We start from the raw sequence: 15036 nt of genomic DNA on the forward strand, positions 1-15036 counted from the left end.
GAGAAAAACCCGTGAGTGAGAATTCCGAGGCAACCATTTTGCTGAACGCCAACGACAATGTCGCGGTGGCACGCCGGTCGATACCGGCCGGTGGTGCGACGGGCAGAGGCGATCTGACAGCCCGGGAGCTGATCGGACGCGGCCACAAGGTGGCCCTGACGTTTATCAGATCCGGAGACGAGGTCCTGAAATACGGACAGGTGATCGGCATCGCGACACAGGATATCGAGCCTGGCCGGCATGTGCATCTGCACAATCTCGCCATGGTGCCTTCCGAACATACGCATCAGTTCAGTGTCGATATCGAGGAAAAAGGCATGCTGCCCGAGGGCGAGCGCCGGACCTTCAAGGGTTTTGACCGGGGTCTCGGTGGCGTTGGCACACGCAACTACATCGGCGTCATCGCATCCGTGAACTGTTCCGCCACCGTGTCGCGTTACATCGCCGATTATTTTAACAAGCAGGGCGGCCTTGACGGGTTCTACAATGTCGACGGCGTCGTGGCACTGACCCATGGCGGCGGCTGCGCGCTCAATACGAAATCGGAAGGTTATCGTCTTCTGATCCGCACCATTCAGGGTTATGCCCGCCACCCGAATTTCGGCGGTATTCTGCTGATCGGCCTCGGCTGTGAGACCAACCAGATCGCCCCCATCCTCGAACATTACAAGATGGAGGAGGGCGAACGGCTGCGCACCATGACGATCCAGCAGCACGGCGGCACACGCAAAACGATCGATGCCGCCATTGCCGAGATCAAGGCGATGCTGCCAATGGTCAATGCTGCCCAGCGCACTGAACAGCCGCTTTCAAAACTGAAGGTCGCGCTAGAATGCGGCGGTTCGGATGGTTACTCCGGAATATCGGCAAACCCGGCCCTGGGATATGCATCAGATCTCATCGTCCGCAACGGCGGTACAACGGTTCTTGCCGAAACGCCGGAGATTTACGGCGCTGAACACCTGCTGACGAAGCGCGCCGTCACGCCTGCTGTTGCCGAAAAGCTGTTGCAGCGCATCGACTGGTGGCGGGATTATACCGCTCGCAACGGCGACGAGCTGAACAACAACCCATCCCACGGCAACAAGCTTGGTGGACTAACCACCATTCTTGAAAAATCGCTGGGCGCAGTGGCCAAAGGTGGCTCCATGCCACTGAAGGCGGTCTACGAATTCGCGGAAACCGTTACTGAGCAGGGCTTCGTCTTCATGGATACGCCTGGTTACGATCCTGTTGCCGTCACCGGCCAGGTCGCCGGCGGCTGTAACGTCATCTGTTTCACCACCGGCCGCGGCTCCGTATCGGGATTCAAGCCGGCACCCTGCATCAAGATCGCCACCAATTCCGAAATGTACGAGCACATGAAGGAAGACATGGACCTCAACTGCGGCGAGATCGTTACCGGCGCGGAAACCATCGAGGAATCCGGCAAACGAATTTTCGAGCACATTCTTGCAGTCGCTTCGGGAGACAAGACCGTCAGCGAGATTTACGACTACGGCGACAATGAATTTGTGCCGTGGCAGGTGGGCGCGGTTACCTGACCCGCTTCCAATACGTGCATCAGACTGTCCCACGTGAAACAAAAGGCCCGGAAATCACTTCCCGGGCCTTTTAAATTCTGTGCGCCGTTTCTGCTTAATGGCGGAAGTGACGCATGCCGGTAAAGACCATCGCCACATTGTGCTCATTGGCCGCATCGATCACGTCCTGGTCGCGCATGGAACCACCAGGCTGAATGACTGCGGTGGCACCTGCTGCAATAGCTGCAAGCAAACCATCGGCGAAGGGATAAAACGCTTCAGAAGCCACGGCAGAGCCCCGCGTCAGCGGCTCAGCAAGGCCGAGTGCCTTGGCCGCATCTTCCGCCTTCTGGGCGGCGATACGGGCGGAATCCACCCGGCTCATCTGTCCGGCGCCGATACCTGCCGTCTGGCCGTCCTTGGCATAGATCACCGCATTGGACTTCACGTGCTTGGCAATCTTGAAGGCGAACTTCATGTCGTCAAGTTCCTGAGGTGTCGGTACACGCTTGGTGACCACCTTCAGTTCCAGATCCTCCACCATGCCGTTGTCACGGCTCTGAACCAGAAGACCGCCGGAAACCGTCTTGGCCGTAATGCCGGCCGCGCGCGGATCTGGCAGGCCACCGGCTGCCAGCAGGCGCAGATTGGGCTTGCGGGCGATAATGGACTTTGCCTCTTCCGTCACATCGGGTGCAATGATGACTTCGGTGAAGAGCTTGACGATCTCTTCTGCCGTTTCCGCATCGAGCGTGCGGTTCAAGGCGATGACGCCGCCAAAGGCCGAAACGGAATCGCATGCCAGCGCGCGCCGGTAGGCTTCTGCAAGTGTTGGACCCGTCGCAACACCACAGGGGTTGGCGTGTTTGATGATCGCTACAGCCGGCGCATTTTCCGGCAGGAATTCCGCTACCAGCTCGTAGGCTGCATCCGTATCATTGATGTTGTTATAGGAAAGCTGCTTGCCCTGAAGAAGCGTCGCCGTGGAAACACCGGGGCGCTTTTCGCCGGTCAGGTAAAAACCGGCGCTCTGGTGCGGGTTCTCGCCGTAACGCATTTTTTCCTTCAGCGCACCGCCGATGGCACGGTAATCCGGCGTCTCGATCGCCAGCGCCTCGGCAAACCAGTTGGAAATCACCGCATCATAAGCGGCGGTGCGGGCATATGCCTTGGCGGCGAAGGTCTGGCGCAGCGCGTAGGAGGTTTGACCGTCATCGGCCTGCAGGGCTTCCACCAGCGCAGGGTAGTCGGACGGATCGGTGACAACAGTGACATAGGCGTGGTTCTTGGCCGAAGCGCGGATCATTGCCGGGCCGCCAATATCGATATTCTCGACCGTCGTGGGGTAGTCGCCACCCTTGGCGCGAACCTCCTCGAAGGGATAGAGATTGATGACGGAGAGATCGATCGCCTCGATACCGTGAGCCTTCATTGCCTCGACGTGATCAGCATCATCCCGGATAGCCAGAAGTCCACCATGCACGTTGGGATGCAGGGTCTTGACGCGACCATCCATGATTTCCGGAAAATTGGTCACATCGGAAACATCCGTTACCGGCAGTCCCGCGTCAGCGATGGCCTTTGCCGTGCCACCCGTTGACAGCAGCTTGACGCCAAGTTTGGACAGGACAGTCGCCAGCTCGATAATGTCCGTCTTGTCAGAAACGGAAAGAAGGGCTGTACGGATTTTGACTTTATCGGGAGCGGGGATTTTTTTGGAAACGACAGCCATCGGGCATACTCCGTTTAACGGGGAGGACAGGCTGGACTGGGATTGATCCAGCAATTGCCGCCGCGTTAACACAGCTTGCCATATTAATAAACAGCGGGGACGCGGAACGGCGAAAACTATGGCGGTTTTTGCCTGAAACTCGCCAGGAATCCTCTACGCCTTGCGTTCGATGATCCAGCGGATTTCCCGAGTATTCGCCAGATTGAATGGCAGCTCGATCTGCTGCGAAGGCCGCATGCCGGATGCATCCGCCATAAAAACATCCTCGGTCACGAAAAGCTCCAGTCCCGGCGCCGAAAACAGCCAGGTCGTTCCATCCGCTGCCTCCAGATAAACCGACTCCTCGTCCTGTTGGTAAAGCTGGATGTGGGGGTGGATATGGAATCGCGATACCGCCGATATGGATTGCAATTGCGCCTTCACCACATTCTCGTCGGCCCGAAGCAGATCACGGCCCTTTATCTTCGTACCGACAACATTCAGCTCAATTTCCCGATCGTGATAGCAACCGAAATTCTGCAAATAACCGTCATGCGACGCCCACAGGACATCATTGCCATTTGCATCCGTTCCGCGGCGGCTCTCCACCTGACTGACACCGGAAACCATGATCGGCCCGAGCAGTCTCGAGCGGGACAGTCTGCAAGACGACGTGTCGGCCAGCGTGACCGTTGAATGGGCCGCCGTCGAGCGGCTCGCTCGCTGATATTCGGGTGCTGCGTTTTTCGGGAAGCCCGAATTGACGATGAACCGGCTCTTGCCACAGGACATCTCAAAGGACAGGCAGCCCGAATGGGCGTTACGCGAAAGCTCCGCGGAGCCTGGATGACCAGTATCGACGATGACGACCGTCTCATCGGTTGCAAGACGATGATAATTGACATCCGGCAGCATTTTGGACGGCCGGCCGGCTGTCTCATCATAACGAAGTACCGACACAAGTTCATTGGCAAGCGTGGCGGTGGCGCCATTGAACAGCGCCAGATCGCCGCCTTGGTGGCGGAAAAACCGGATGGCCGGAAACATCCTGTCAATCGCCGGCACCAGCCCCGAGGGCAGATCGTGACCGAGATTGATGTAGCTTTGCCTAAGCGGCAAAAGATCGAGCAGCAAATCCAGCATGACCCGCGGATTGCGGGAAACATGCCCGCCATCTGGAAGAATCTGGCGTTCCATTTCCTGCGCCAGCTTCATTCCGTGCCGAGTAATATGGGACAGGCGGGTCGGCATGGCGATGGACGCTACGGCCAGCGCAATCCTGATCCGCAGCCTCGCTTCCCCATCCGGCGCATGTTTGACGATCCTGTCGAGATAACGCACGTGAAACGCAAGACTTTTCAGGAAACGACGATAAAAACCCGCATCGGCCTCATGTAAAACGACGGGAGAATGGGACAGCCAGGCAATCAGCCTCTGTGCCGCGATCTCCGGAGACCAGGCAATCCCCGCAACCCGCTTGCCGTGTATAGTCATCCATTCGGCGACGATACGGCGCGCCCGCTTGCTGGCCTCACTCGATCTATCGGAACGGATATGCCGCAGCCAGCCGAATGCATGCAGCCGCTCTTCAAAAACCACCGAGGGATAGTCCACCTGAAATGGCGATAGACCGCCGGTTTCGACGACGCGACCGGCGAGCGCAATCCGGCCCCGCAGCAATTCCTCGGCAAAATACGGATCGATTGCCCTCAGATCAGTCGGCGCCGCCACCAGACCATCGGGAACGCGATTGGCAAACCGGGATATGCGCAGGCGCAAAGGAGCGAGGCCCACACACAGATGACGATATGCCATCCGCGAGAGAAGACCGGCGGCATTGATGCTGCCTGCAAAGGACCCTGACAAGCTGTGTTTCCCGTTTCACATGTTTTGTTTTTATGAGTGAACCGTGATGATCGGAACGTATCGGCAATTATCCAATGATTCGCGGAAGCTTGGCTTTTTTCTACTTCTTACGCAAGACACTGCTAAAAAACCCGTCGATGCCGCCGAACATATCCGGCGTTGTACGAAGATCGCCTTCGGCAGTGACGGCGGCTTCCATTCCTGGCCAATCGTCCTTGCGAACGGCAACACGCTCGAAGTCCGGGTTTTCCGCCAGGACCTGTGCAATCATCGCTTCCCCTTCAGAGGGATCGAGCGAGCAATTGGAAAACACCACAATGCCGCCGGCTCCCACCAGCGTGAGCGCGTGTCGCAACATCTGGCCCTGAAGAGCGGCAAGCTTGGCAATATCATTCTCGTCCTTCGTCCAGCAGACATCGGGATGTTTACGCAACGTGCCGGTAGACGAGCAGGGGGCATCCAGAAGAACGGCGTCGAAAAGCTGTTCCGGCTGGTACTTCAGCATATTGGCTTCAACGGTTTCGGCGTGAAGACCAAGCCGGTCGAGATTTTCCCTGAGGCGGCGAAGACGATTGCCGGACTGGTCCAGGGCAGTCACCTTCGCGCCGGCAAGCGCGAGCTGGGCGGTCTTGCCGCCCGGAGCTGCACAGAGATCGGCAACACGTTTGCCGGAAATATCGCCCATCAGCTTCACTGGCATGCTGGCCGCGAGATCCTGAACCCACCAGGCACCCTCGGCAAAGCCTTCAAGCGCGGGAATCTGGCCTTCAAATTCACCGAGACGGACACTGCCATTCGGCAAAACCGTACCGCCCAGCTTTTCCGCCCAGACAGCCGGATCCTTCTTCACCGTGAGATCGATGGAAGAGGGCGTCAGCTGCGCTTCGGAAATCCGTTTGGCAACCTCATCTCCGTAAGCCGAAACAAGCCGAGCGTAGAACCAGTCCGGTAGCACGGGCACATCCGCGATCGCCTTTTCGATTTCTGCTTTTTCCCGGCCCAATCGCCTGAGGACGGCATTCACCAGCTTGGCAAAACGTCTGTTGCGCGGATCGCGGTGTGCCTGTTCCACGGCAAGATCGACCGCAGAATGATCGGGAACATCGAGGTGAAGCACTTGCGCTGCGCCAACGACAAGGACGTGATGAAGCGACCGGGCGCCCTGCGGCAACGGTCCGTCAAGCAGCATCGACAAGGCGGCTTCGATACGCGGAAGGTGGCGAAGCGCGCTGTTGACGATCGCTCTCACCAGCGCCCGGTCCGCGAGGGATAGCGCGCGATAGACGGGATTGCCGTTTTCGCTGTCCAGCATACCGTCCAGCGAGGTTTTCTTTTCCAGAACGGCCGCCAGAATGCGGGTTGCGGCAACGCGTGCAGCAAGGCCGGGTTTATCCTGGAAAGACGAAGGGCCGTCTTCGCGGCCCCTTGCATGGTCCTGTCCCGGTTTTTTAGACCGCGACGGCTTATTTTGAGTATCGGATGTCAAGACCACGGTCCCTTGCGCTCGTTTTCTTTGCCTCGTCCCCAGCCCGTATTGGGAACGGAGCCTGATTTGCGCTGAGGTCTATCACCCGATGGCGTTCGCGTCGATCCTCGCGGGGAAAACTCCTGCGCCATGGCGTGAAGTGCCGCCACCCGGTTTTCCGTATTCGGATGCGTAGAAAACAGGTTGTCCATGCGCTCACCGGACAGGGGATTGATGATGAACATGTGCGCCGTCGCCGGGTTACGCTCCGCATCCTCATTATGAATGCTCTGCGCCATGCCCGAAATTTTCTGCAGTGCCGAAGCAAGCCACAGCGGATTGCCGCAAATTTCCGCGCCCCGGCGGTCCGCAGAATATTCGCGGGTGCGGCTGATGGCCATCTGCACAAGCATCGCGGCGAGCGGCGCCACGATCATTGCAACAAGTACGCCGATAAAGCCCAGCGGATTATTGTTGTTTTCACGATTGCCACCAAAGAAAAACGCGAAGTTGCCGAGCATGGAGATGGCGCCTGCCAGCGTCGCGGTCACAGTCATCGTCAGCGTATCGCGGTTCTGCACATGGGCCAGCTCGTGCGCCATGACACCAGCCACTTCTTCAGGGGTGAGGCGCTCCAGCAGGCCGGTCGAGGCGGCGACAGCGGCATTCTGCGGGTTTCTTCCCGTCGCGAAGGCGTTCGGCTGCGGGCTGTCATAAATATAAACCTTAGGCATCGGAAGATCGGCATTATGCGAGAGATCGCGGATCATGTGGAAAAATTCAGGCGCATTCGCCTCATCGATCTCGCGTGCGCGATAGGCCGACAAGACCATCTTGTCCGAATTCCAGTAGGAGAAAAGATTCATACCAGCGGCAATAAGCAAGGCAATCATCATGCCGCCCTTACCGCCGATCAGAAAACCGACACCCATGAACAATGCCGTCATGAAGGCCAGAAGCATTGCCGTGCGCATCATGTTCATATGTCAAATTCTCCTTGTTACCACTCAGGAAATATTCCGGGGTTTATAAAGCCCATCTGTTTATATAATCTGGTGAACGGCAAACATATTTCAATATCCCGTCATAGGGAGGATTACTCATGCAGGATGCGGATAATGACAACGGCGCGGAAATGCTCAAGCGGCTTTCGCCGGCGGCGGAACGTGCGTTGAAGGAAGCGGAAGAACGGCGCAAACAACAGGCGGATCTTCAATTGCCGCAGGAAACCGGCGGTCGCGGCGGCGCGGAACCTGTTCGTTTCGGTGACTACGAAATAAACGGCCGCGCTATCGACTTTTGAGCACCACGGCATAAAAATACCCGCTAAACGCGGGTATTTTATCAATTAAAACAGATACTTGCTTATTTTTTCTCCAGAAGCCGGCACACGGCTTCCAGCTGCTCTAGCGTGCGGTATCCGATGCGGATTTGTCCCGATCCGCCTTTGTGGCTAATCTTCACGTCCAGACCGAGAGCATCCGACAGGCTGCGTTCAAGCGCGACCGTATCGGAATCCTTCTCAGCCGAAGGCCGCTTCTCCAAGACGTCACCCTGCGACTTGATGTCGTTTTGCGCCAGGCGCTCGGCATCACGCACCGAAAGACCCTTGGAAACGATAGTCCGAGCCAGACCTGACGGATCGGAAGTGGAAACAAGCGCGCGCGCATGGCCAGCGGAAAGCGAACCGTCCGCCAACATGTCCCGAACCGGATCGGGAAGTTTCAGAAGACGAAGGCTGTTTGCAACATGGCTTCGGCTCTTGCCGATGATTTCACCGAGGTCGTTCTGAGTGTAGCCATGTTCGGCGATCAACTGCTCATAGCCCATCGCTTCTTCAAGCGGATTGAGATCGGAACGCTGGACGTTTTCGACGATAGCCAGCTCCAGAGCCGTGCGGTCGTCTACATCCCGAACGATGACAGGAACGTCCGTAAAACCGGCCAGCTGTGCCGCGCGCCAACGCCGTTCACCAGCGATTATCTCGTAACGGTTGACGCCAATCGTTCGCACGACCACAGGCTGAACAATCCCGTGCTGACGAATGGATGAGGCAAGATCCTGCAACTCATTTTCGTCAAAGTGTCGACGTGGATTTCTCTGGCTGCGAGCGATGAACTCGATCGGGATGGCGCGATCCGCACTAACGGCGCGCTGCGGTTCACCCACCGGCACAGGCTGATCCATTTCGCCGATCAACGCCGCGAGACCGCGTCCGAGTCGACGCTTGGAAAGATCATCACTCATAAGATATTACTCCATATAGTCCGGCAAAACGTCAGGCCGCCTTGCGCAGACGCTCTCTCTGGATCACTTCGGAAGCCAATTGCAAATAAGCCTGGCTGCCAGCGCATTTCAGATCATAAAGAATTGCCGGTTTACCATAAGACGGCGCTTCGGAAACCCGAACATTGCGCGGAATGAGAGTGTGGTAAACCTTTTCTCCCAGATGCATCCGCACATCGGAAACCACCTGCTGGGCAAGATTGTTGCGCGCATCGAACATCGTGAGAACGATACCCTGAATATCAAGCTGCGGATTGACGGAGCCGCGTATCTGGCTAACCGTATCCAGCAACTGGCTGAGGCCTTCCAGCGCAAAGAACTCGCACTGCAACGGTACCAGCACCGAATGGGCGGCGGTCATGGCATTCATCGTCAAAAGATTGAAAGAGGGCGGGCAATCTACCAAAATATAGGAATAGTCTCTCGCTTCCTGCGTCTCCATGGCGGCACGCAAAAGAAAGACGCGGTTGGCAACATTCGCAACCTGCATCTCAAAGCCCAGAAGATCCATCGTTGACGGGACGATATCGAGGTTCGGAACTGCTGTCGGAACCGCAACTTCGGAAACGGTATGATCACCCACCAGAAGATCATAGGAAGAAAGCTTGCGCTCTTTGCGGTCGATTCCCAAACCTGTGCTGGCATTACCCTGCGGATCAAGATCAATGATCAGCACCCGCTCACCAATAGCCGCCAATGCAGTAGCCAGATTGATGGCCGTCGTTGTTTTGCCAACGCCACCCTTCTGGTTCGCGACTGCGATAATCCGGTTTTTTTCAGAAGTCATACCGCACCTGACCAGCTCGTCAGTGCCTCTTAGTGAGGTTACTGATTTCAAGAACAACAGAATCTGCCTCAATGGCACTCTGGTGTTTTATCAGATCAAACTGCCAGCGGCCATGCGCTTTCTGCAGTTCGGATTCATAATCCCTGCCTTTATTGAAATATGCCTTGAGATTTGGATTATTCTGCGCCCACGGGTGAATATATTCAAAAAGTAAATTCATCTCGGCGAGGGCTCTCGCCGAAATCGCATCGCAATTTTCAACGGTTTCAGGCGCTTTTTCAATTCTGACTAGATGAACCGCGCCTCTTGCGCCGGTTTCCTTCAGCGCAATTCGCAAAAACGCAGCCTTTTTATTGTTGCTCTCTACCAGATCGACCCAACCATCACCCAGTTCCGCGAGAAAAATCGCTGTAATGACGCCCGGAAAACCGCCGCCGCTTCCCAGATCAATCCATTTTTGCGGTTTAGGGGCGAGCTGAAATATCTGTGCACTGTCCGCCACATGCCGGCTCCAGAGCTCAGTGAGAGTCGAAGGCGCAACCAGATTTGTGGTTTTGTTCCACTTCTTGAAAAGCTCGACGAAATGTTCGAGCCTCTCCTGTGTTTCACGTGAAACACTCTGGCCGTTTATCTTCATGGTCCGACTCGCTATTGGTGCATGCGCAATTTTTCACTTCCTGATGCGGAGCCTTTCCGCAGAAGTGCGAGAAGCAGCGATATCGCAGCAGGTGTCATACCGTCAACACGCGCAGCCTGGGCAATGTTCTCTGGACGTGCCTTTTCCAGCTTTTGTTTCAGTTCGTTGGAGAGACCGGACAAAGACTGAAAATCGAAATCATTGGGGATTTTTCTGTCTTCATCTCGCTTGATATCGACAATATCCGCGCTTTGGCGCTGCATATAGACAGCGTAACTCGCTTCGATTTCCAAAACCTCAGCGACCTTGGTATTAAGCGCCCGTAGCTCCGGCCAATGAGTGGTAAGAGTTTCCATCGTAATATCGGGGTAGGCGAGCATTTCATAAACCGAACGACGCTGACCGTCCTGGTTGAGTTTCAATCCCTGTTTAGCTGCCTGGGAGGGGCTGATGGAAATGCTCTTCATCAGCTCGCGACCCCGATCCAGATCGGAGATAAAATCTGCGAAGCGTTTTTGGCGGTCATGACCGATAATGCCGGCCATCTGACCAATAGGTGTAAGTCGCAGATCAGCGTTGTCAACGCGAAGTGAAAGCCGATATTCCGCTCTCGACGTAAACATGCGATAGGGTTCGCTGACACCCTTGGAGGTGAGATCGTCGATCATCACACCAATATAGGATTCGGTACGACTGAAATGAATGGGGTCTGCATTGCCTGCATATAGCGACGCATTCAACCCGGCAACCAGACCCTGGGCGCCCGCCTCTTCATAACCCGTCGTGCCATTGATTTGCCCTGCCAGGAACAATCCCGGAATTTTCCGGCATTCCAGAGAAGGCTTCAGCTCACGCGGATCGACATAGTCATATTCAATCGCGTAGCCGGGCTGAATGATGTTGACTTGCTCAAGGCCGGGGATGGTGCGGATAAACTGCTCCTGAACTGAGGCAGGAAGCGACGTCGAAATTCCATTTGGATAAATTGTGTGGTCATCAAGGCCTTCTGGCTCCAGGAATATCTGGTGACCGTCCCGTTCACCGAAGCGTGTAATCTTGTCTTCGATCGACGGACAATAGCGCGGGCCAACACCCTCGATCTGTCCCGAATACATCGCTGACAGATGAATATTATCCTGAATGATCTTGTGTCCCGCCGGCGTCGTCCGGGTTACGCCGCATTCGATCTGTGGATTGACAATGCGATCCGTCATAAAGGAGAACGGAACGGGATCTTCATCGGCCGCTTGCCGATCCACAGCGTTCCAATCGATCGTGCGACCATCAAGCCGGGCAGGGGTGCCAGTCTTCAATCGCCCCATGGCAAGGCCGAGGCGGGCAAGTGTTTCGGAAAGACCGACAGACGGTTTTTCACCAACCCGGCCTGCGGGAATCTTTTCGGAGCCGATATGAATAAGGCCGCGTAGAAAAGTGCCGCTCGTCAACACAACAGCACCACAAGGAATCCGGCTACCGTTCGCCATTATAACGGCAGATACCCGATCATTGGTCATGTCAATATCGAAAGCATCACCTTCAATAATGCTAAGGTTTTCAATCGCATTGATTTCCCGTTGCATGGCTTCGCGATAAAGTCGCCGATCAGCCTGCGTGCGCGGCCCGCGGACGGCGGGGCCTTTTTTGCGATTGAGCATACGGAATTGAATTCCCGCTGCATCAGCAACCCGGCCCATCAAACCGTCCAGCGCATCAATTTCGCGGACCAGGTGTCCTTTACCGAGACCACCGATTGCCGGGTTACAGGACATCACCCCAATAGTCTCTCGCTTATGGGTAACGAGAGCGGTTTTAGCGCCATGTCGTGCAGCGGCCGCCGCAGCTTCGCTGCCGGCATGTCCACCACCGATAACAATGACATCAAATGACTGGTGCATATCCCTGCGCCTTATCCCAAATCATCGGCTTTGCCGTATTGGCCACCAATGTTTCACGTGAATCATTTTCCTATGCAGAATTCCGAGAAGATCACGCCCAGCAAATCTTCCACATCGACGCGACCCGTAATGCGTCCAAGCGATGTTGCTGCGAGTCTCAAATATTCCGACCTTATCGCAAGGTCCATGGTCTCGGAATTGAGCGCATCACTAACATAGTTCAGCGTCTCTTCAAGTCGTTTTTTGTGCCGGGCGCGGGCAGGGACCAATGTCTGTGCAACACCAACCCTGCTTTCAATCTCTCGCTTGATCAATAGACGCAATTCGTCGAGACCGACTCCTTCCCTGGCGGAAATGGCGAGATCAAAAACAGCGTCAACTGTAGAAGAGGAAATCGCGGTTTTTGTCCGTAGATGCAAATGGCGAGCATTTTCCAGCGGAATGATGGATTGTTTCGGAGTCGAATCGTTATCTTGCAATATCAAAATAAGATCCGCGGTTTCCGCTGTTAGAACGGCTCGCCTTACACCTTCCTTTTCGACCACATCCTGCGTCTCCCGAATTCCGGCCGTATCGAATATGCGGACCAGGTAACCGTCGAGATTAATATCAACGCTCAGCACATCTCTGGTCGTACCAGCAATGTCAGTGACAATAGCAACGTCACGGCCGCTCAGAGCATTAAGAAGCGTGGACTTGCCAGCGTTAGGCTCTCCCACCAGCGCCACCTTGAACCCGTCACGAATAATCTCACTGCTTCCGCCGTTCTGGAGATGGCTGGTGATTTCGCTATGAAGTTGCATCATCGCGTCCCACACCTGCGCGGCAACTGAATCCGGCACATCTTCCTCGTCGGCGAAATCCAGCTCCGCCTCGATCAGGGCACGAGCACGCGTCAACCGGCCTGCCCAGCCATCGTAGAGCGCTGACAGCTTACCAGTGCTCTGCTCAACCGCCAGACGCCGCTGCATCTCCGTTTCAGCCTGCAGCAGATCCGCCAGACCTTCGATCTCGAGAAGATCCATCTTGCCGTTTTCAAACCCTCGGCGGGAGAACTCGCCGGCATCCGCCGGCCGAAATCCTTCGAGCAGTTCGAGCTCGGCAAAAATTGATGCGACAACCGCGCGGCTTCCGTGGCTGTGGATTTCGATGCAGTTCTCACCCGTGAAGGAATTTGGTGCAGGGAAAACGATCATCAGCGCCTGGTCGATGATCTCATTGTTTCGGTTTCGAATCGAACATAGAACCGCCTGCCGCGGTGCGGGAAGGTCACGACCGGTCAACGTGACAAAGGCTTCGAAAGCGCCGGGCCCACTGATCCTGATAATTGCGACGCCGGCCGGCAATGCTCCACTGGAGAGCGCATAAATGGTATCGGCGGAAGCTGGCATCATTCACCTCGGTTAAAACAGTCAAGCCGCATCCGAATGAACGGATGCGGCTTTAAAGCTTTGTCGATGGGACCGGTAAAACTCCGGATCAGGTATTCATCGATTCGAAGAAATCCGAATTGGTCTTGGTCTGCTTCAACTTGTCGATCAGGAACTCGATGGCATCCATCGTTCCCATCGGCGCGAGAATGCGGCGAAGCACGAAAATCTTCTGGAGATCCTGACGCGGCACGAGCAGGTCTTCCTTACGTGTACCGGACTTGAGAATATCGAGCGCCGGGAAGATACGCTTGTCAGCGACCTTACGGTCAAGCACGATTTCCGAGTTACCCGTACCCTTGAATTCTTCAAAGATGACTTCGTCCATGCGGCTGCCGGTGTCGATCAGCGCGGTCGCGATAATCGTCAGCGAACCACCTTCTTCGATGTTACGTGCGGCACCGAAGAAACGCTTCGGCCGCTGCAGCGCGTTGGCATCCACACCACCGGTCAGGACCTTGCCGGAAGACGGAACGACCGTATTATAAGCTCGGCCGAGGCGGGTGATGGAATCGAGCAGGATAACGACGTCGCGGCCATGTTCGACAAGGCGCTTGGCCTTTTCGATGACCATTTCGGCCACCTGGACGTGGCGTACAGCCGGTTCGTCGAAGGTTGACGACACCACCTCACCCTTGACCGAGCGCTGCATGTCGGTGACTTCTTCCGGACGTTCGTCGATCAGAAGAACGATCAGGTAACATTCCGGATGGTTAGCCGTGATGGAATGCGCGATGTTCTGCAAGAGAACAGTTTTACCGGTACGCGGCGGCGCGACGATCAATCCACGCTGGCCCTTTCCAAGTGGCGCGACCAGATCGATCACACGCGACGACAGATCCTTCGATGTCGGAAGCTCCAGCTCCATCTTGAACCGCTCATTCGGATAAAGCGGCGTCAGGTTATCGAAGTGAACCTTGTGACGGATCTTTTCAGGATCGTCAAAATTGATCGTGTTGACTTTGAGAAGCGCGAAATAACGTTCGCCTTCCTTGGGTCCACGGATCGGCCCCTCGACAGTATCGCCGGTCTTCAGAGAGAAACGGCGAATTTGCGAGGGCGAAATGTAGATATCGTCCGGACCCGGCAGATAATTTGCATTTGCGGACCGTAGAAAACCGAAACCGTCCTGCAGGACTTCAACGACGCCTTCGCCGATAATTTCGATGTCCTGGCTCGCGAGAACCTTGAGGATTGCGAACATAAGCTCCTGCTTGCGCATGGTGCTCGCATTTTCAACTTCCAGGGATTCAGCAAAAGTTAGCAAGTCGGTAGGCGATTTGCTCTTAAGTTCCTGAAGCTTCATTTCAGCCATGAAGGAAAGACCGTTTGATAATGTAATGTCGGGGGAGGGCGTGTTCGCGAATCAGATGCTGAGGGAGAAGCCGCAGATGACTGAATAATTCACATGCCACGAGATGAGTGGTCCGAAAATA

12 protein-coding genes are annotated in these 15036 nt (G+C 55.7%); 2 read left to right on the forward strand and 10 right to left on the reverse strand.

What is annotated here, in order from left to right:
• Positions 1-11: 11 nt before the first annotated feature.
• Entirely contained in the window at positions 12-1544 is a 1533-nt protein-coding gene (locus AB4Z23_RS17330; protein WP_081308926.1) for a UxaA family hydrolase, read from the forward strand.
• Positions 1545-1638: 94 nt separating this feature from the next.
• On the opposite strand, the gene purH is transcribed toward AB4Z23_RS17330, so the two are convergent.
• From purH to htpX, 4 genes are all read right to left on the reverse strand, one after another.
• On the reverse strand, positions 1639-3255 hold the full coding sequence (gene purH / locus AB4Z23_RS17335) for a bifunctional phosphoribosylaminoimidazolecarboxamide formyltransferase/IMP cyclohydrolase (protein ID WP_173993392.1): 1617 nt from the start codon (positions 3253-3255) through the stop codon (positions 1639-1641).
• A gap of 153 nt (positions 3256-3408) precedes the next feature.
• Positions 3409-5049 carry a heparinase II/III family protein gene (locus AB4Z23_RS17340; protein ID WP_441360365.1) on the reverse strand — a complete coding sequence of 547 codons (1641 nt, stop codon included), beginning with the start codon at positions 5047-5049 and terminating at the stop codon, positions 3409-3411.
• Between the two features lie 151 nt (positions 5050-5200).
• Positions 5201-6586, reverse strand: a complete 1386-nt coding sequence (locus AB4Z23_RS17345) for an RsmB/NOP family class I SAM-dependent RNA methyltransferase (protein ID WP_421476912.1) — start codon at positions 6584-6586, stop codon at positions 5201-5203.
• Entirely contained in the window at positions 6583-7548 is a 966-nt protein-coding gene (htpX, locus tag AB4Z23_RS17350; protein WP_065662925.1) for a zinc metalloprotease HtpX, read from the reverse strand. The genes AB4Z23_RS17345 and htpX overlap by 4 nt, the downstream gene beginning before the upstream one ends.
• Before the next feature lie 119 nt (positions 7549-7667).
• On the opposite strand from htpX, the gene AB4Z23_RS17355 reads away from it, so the two are divergent.
• Positions 7668-7868 (forward strand): DUF1674 domain-containing protein, encoded by a 201-nt coding sequence (locus AB4Z23_RS17355; protein ID WP_003516384.1) that lies wholly within the window; start codon positions 7668-7670, stop codon positions 7866-7868.
• A 62-nt stretch (positions 7869-7930) separates the two neighbouring features.
• Here AB4Z23_RS17355 and AB4Z23_RS17360 read toward each other — a convergent pair whose 3' ends face one another.
• The 6 genes from AB4Z23_RS17360 to rho all read right to left on the reverse strand — a co-directional run bounded on the left by AB4Z23_RS17360 (position 7931) and on the right by rho (position 14915).
• Positions 7931-8812, reverse strand: a complete 882-nt coding sequence (locus tag AB4Z23_RS17360; RefSeq protein ID WP_149910371.1) for a ParB/RepB/Spo0J family partition protein — start codon at positions 8810-8812, stop codon at positions 7931-7933.
• 31 nt (positions 8813-8843) lie between these two features.
• On the reverse strand, positions 8844-9638 hold the full coding sequence (locus AB4Z23_RS17365) for a ParA family protein (RefSeq protein ID WP_111782518.1): 795 nt from the start codon (positions 9636-9638) through the stop codon (positions 8844-8846).
• Between the two features lie 19 nt (positions 9639-9657).
• Positions 9658-10275, reverse strand: coding sequence for a 16S rRNA (guanine(527)-N(7))-methyltransferase RsmG (rsmG, locus tag AB4Z23_RS17370; protein WP_421476909.1), 618 nt, complete (start codon positions 10273-10275; stop codon positions 9658-9660).
• 11 nt (positions 10276-10286) lie between these two features.
• Positions 10287-12170, reverse strand: coding sequence for a tRNA uridine-5-carboxymethylaminomethyl(34) synthesis enzyme MnmG (gene mnmG, locus AB4Z23_RS17375; RefSeq protein WP_421476907.1), 1884 nt, complete (start codon positions 12168-12170; stop codon positions 10287-10289).
• A 62-nt stretch (positions 12171-12232) separates the two neighbouring features.
• On the reverse strand, positions 12233-13564 hold the full coding sequence (mnmE, locus tag AB4Z23_RS17380; RefSeq protein WP_421476905.1) for a tRNA uridine-5-carboxymethylaminomethyl(34) synthesis GTPase MnmE: 1332 nt from the start codon (positions 13562-13564) through the stop codon (positions 12233-12235).
• Between the two features lie 85 nt (positions 13565-13649).
• On the reverse strand, positions 13650-14915 hold the full coding sequence (gene rho / locus AB4Z23_RS17385; protein WP_013637014.1) for a transcription termination factor Rho: 1266 nt from the start codon (positions 14913-14915) through the stop codon (positions 13650-13652).
• Between the last annotated feature and the right edge of the window lie 121 nt (positions 14916-15036).

Origin of the sequence: Agrobacterium sp. MCAB5 (assembly GCF_052114365.1) — a bacterium.
Classification (GTDB): domain Bacteria; phylum Pseudomonadota; class Alphaproteobacteria; order Rhizobiales; family Rhizobiaceae; genus Agrobacterium; species Agrobacterium tumefaciens.

What these genes read in the sequence shown, in the direction of transcription:
- rsmG (WP_421476909.1), bottom strand. Translation starts at nt 10,275, where the DNA reads ATGAAGATAAACGGCCAGAGTGTTTCACGTGAAACACAGGAGAGGCTC.
- mnmE (WP_421476905.1), bottom strand. Translation starts at nt 13,564, where the DNA reads ATGATGCCAGCTTCCGCCGATACCATTTATGCGCTCTCCAGTGGAGCA.
- AB4Z23_RS17360 (WP_149910371.1), bottom strand. Translation starts at nt 8,812, where the DNA reads ATGAGTGATGATCTTTCCAAGCGTCGACTCGGACGCGGTCTCGCGGCG.
- AB4Z23_RS17355 (WP_003516384.1), top strand. Translation starts at nt 7,668, where the DNA reads ATGCAGGATGCGGATAATGACAACGGCGCGGAAATGCTCAAGCGGCTT.
- mnmG (WP_421476907.1), bottom strand. Translation starts at nt 12,170, where the DNA reads ATGCACCAGTCATTTGATGTCATTGTTATCGGTGGTGGACATGCCGGC.
- rho (WP_013637014.1), bottom strand. Translation starts at nt 14,915, where the DNA reads ATGGCTGAAATGAAGCTTCAGGAACTTAAGAGCAAATCGCCTACCGAC.
- htpX (WP_065662925.1), bottom strand. Translation starts at nt 7,548, where the DNA reads ATGAACATGATGCGCACGGCAATGCTTCTGGCCTTCATGACGGCATTG.
- AB4Z23_RS17365 (WP_111782518.1), bottom strand. Translation starts at nt 9,638, where the DNA reads ATGACTTCTGAAAAAAACCGGATTATCGCAGTCGCGAACCAGAAGGGT.
- purH (WP_173993392.1), bottom strand. Translation starts at nt 3,255, where the DNA reads ATGGCTGTCGTTTCCAAAAAAATCCCCGCTCCCGATAAAGTCAAAATC.
- AB4Z23_RS17340 (WP_441360365.1), bottom strand. Translation starts at nt 5,049, where the DNA reads ATGGCATATCGTCATCTGTGTGTGGGCCTCGCTCCTTTGCGCCTGCGC.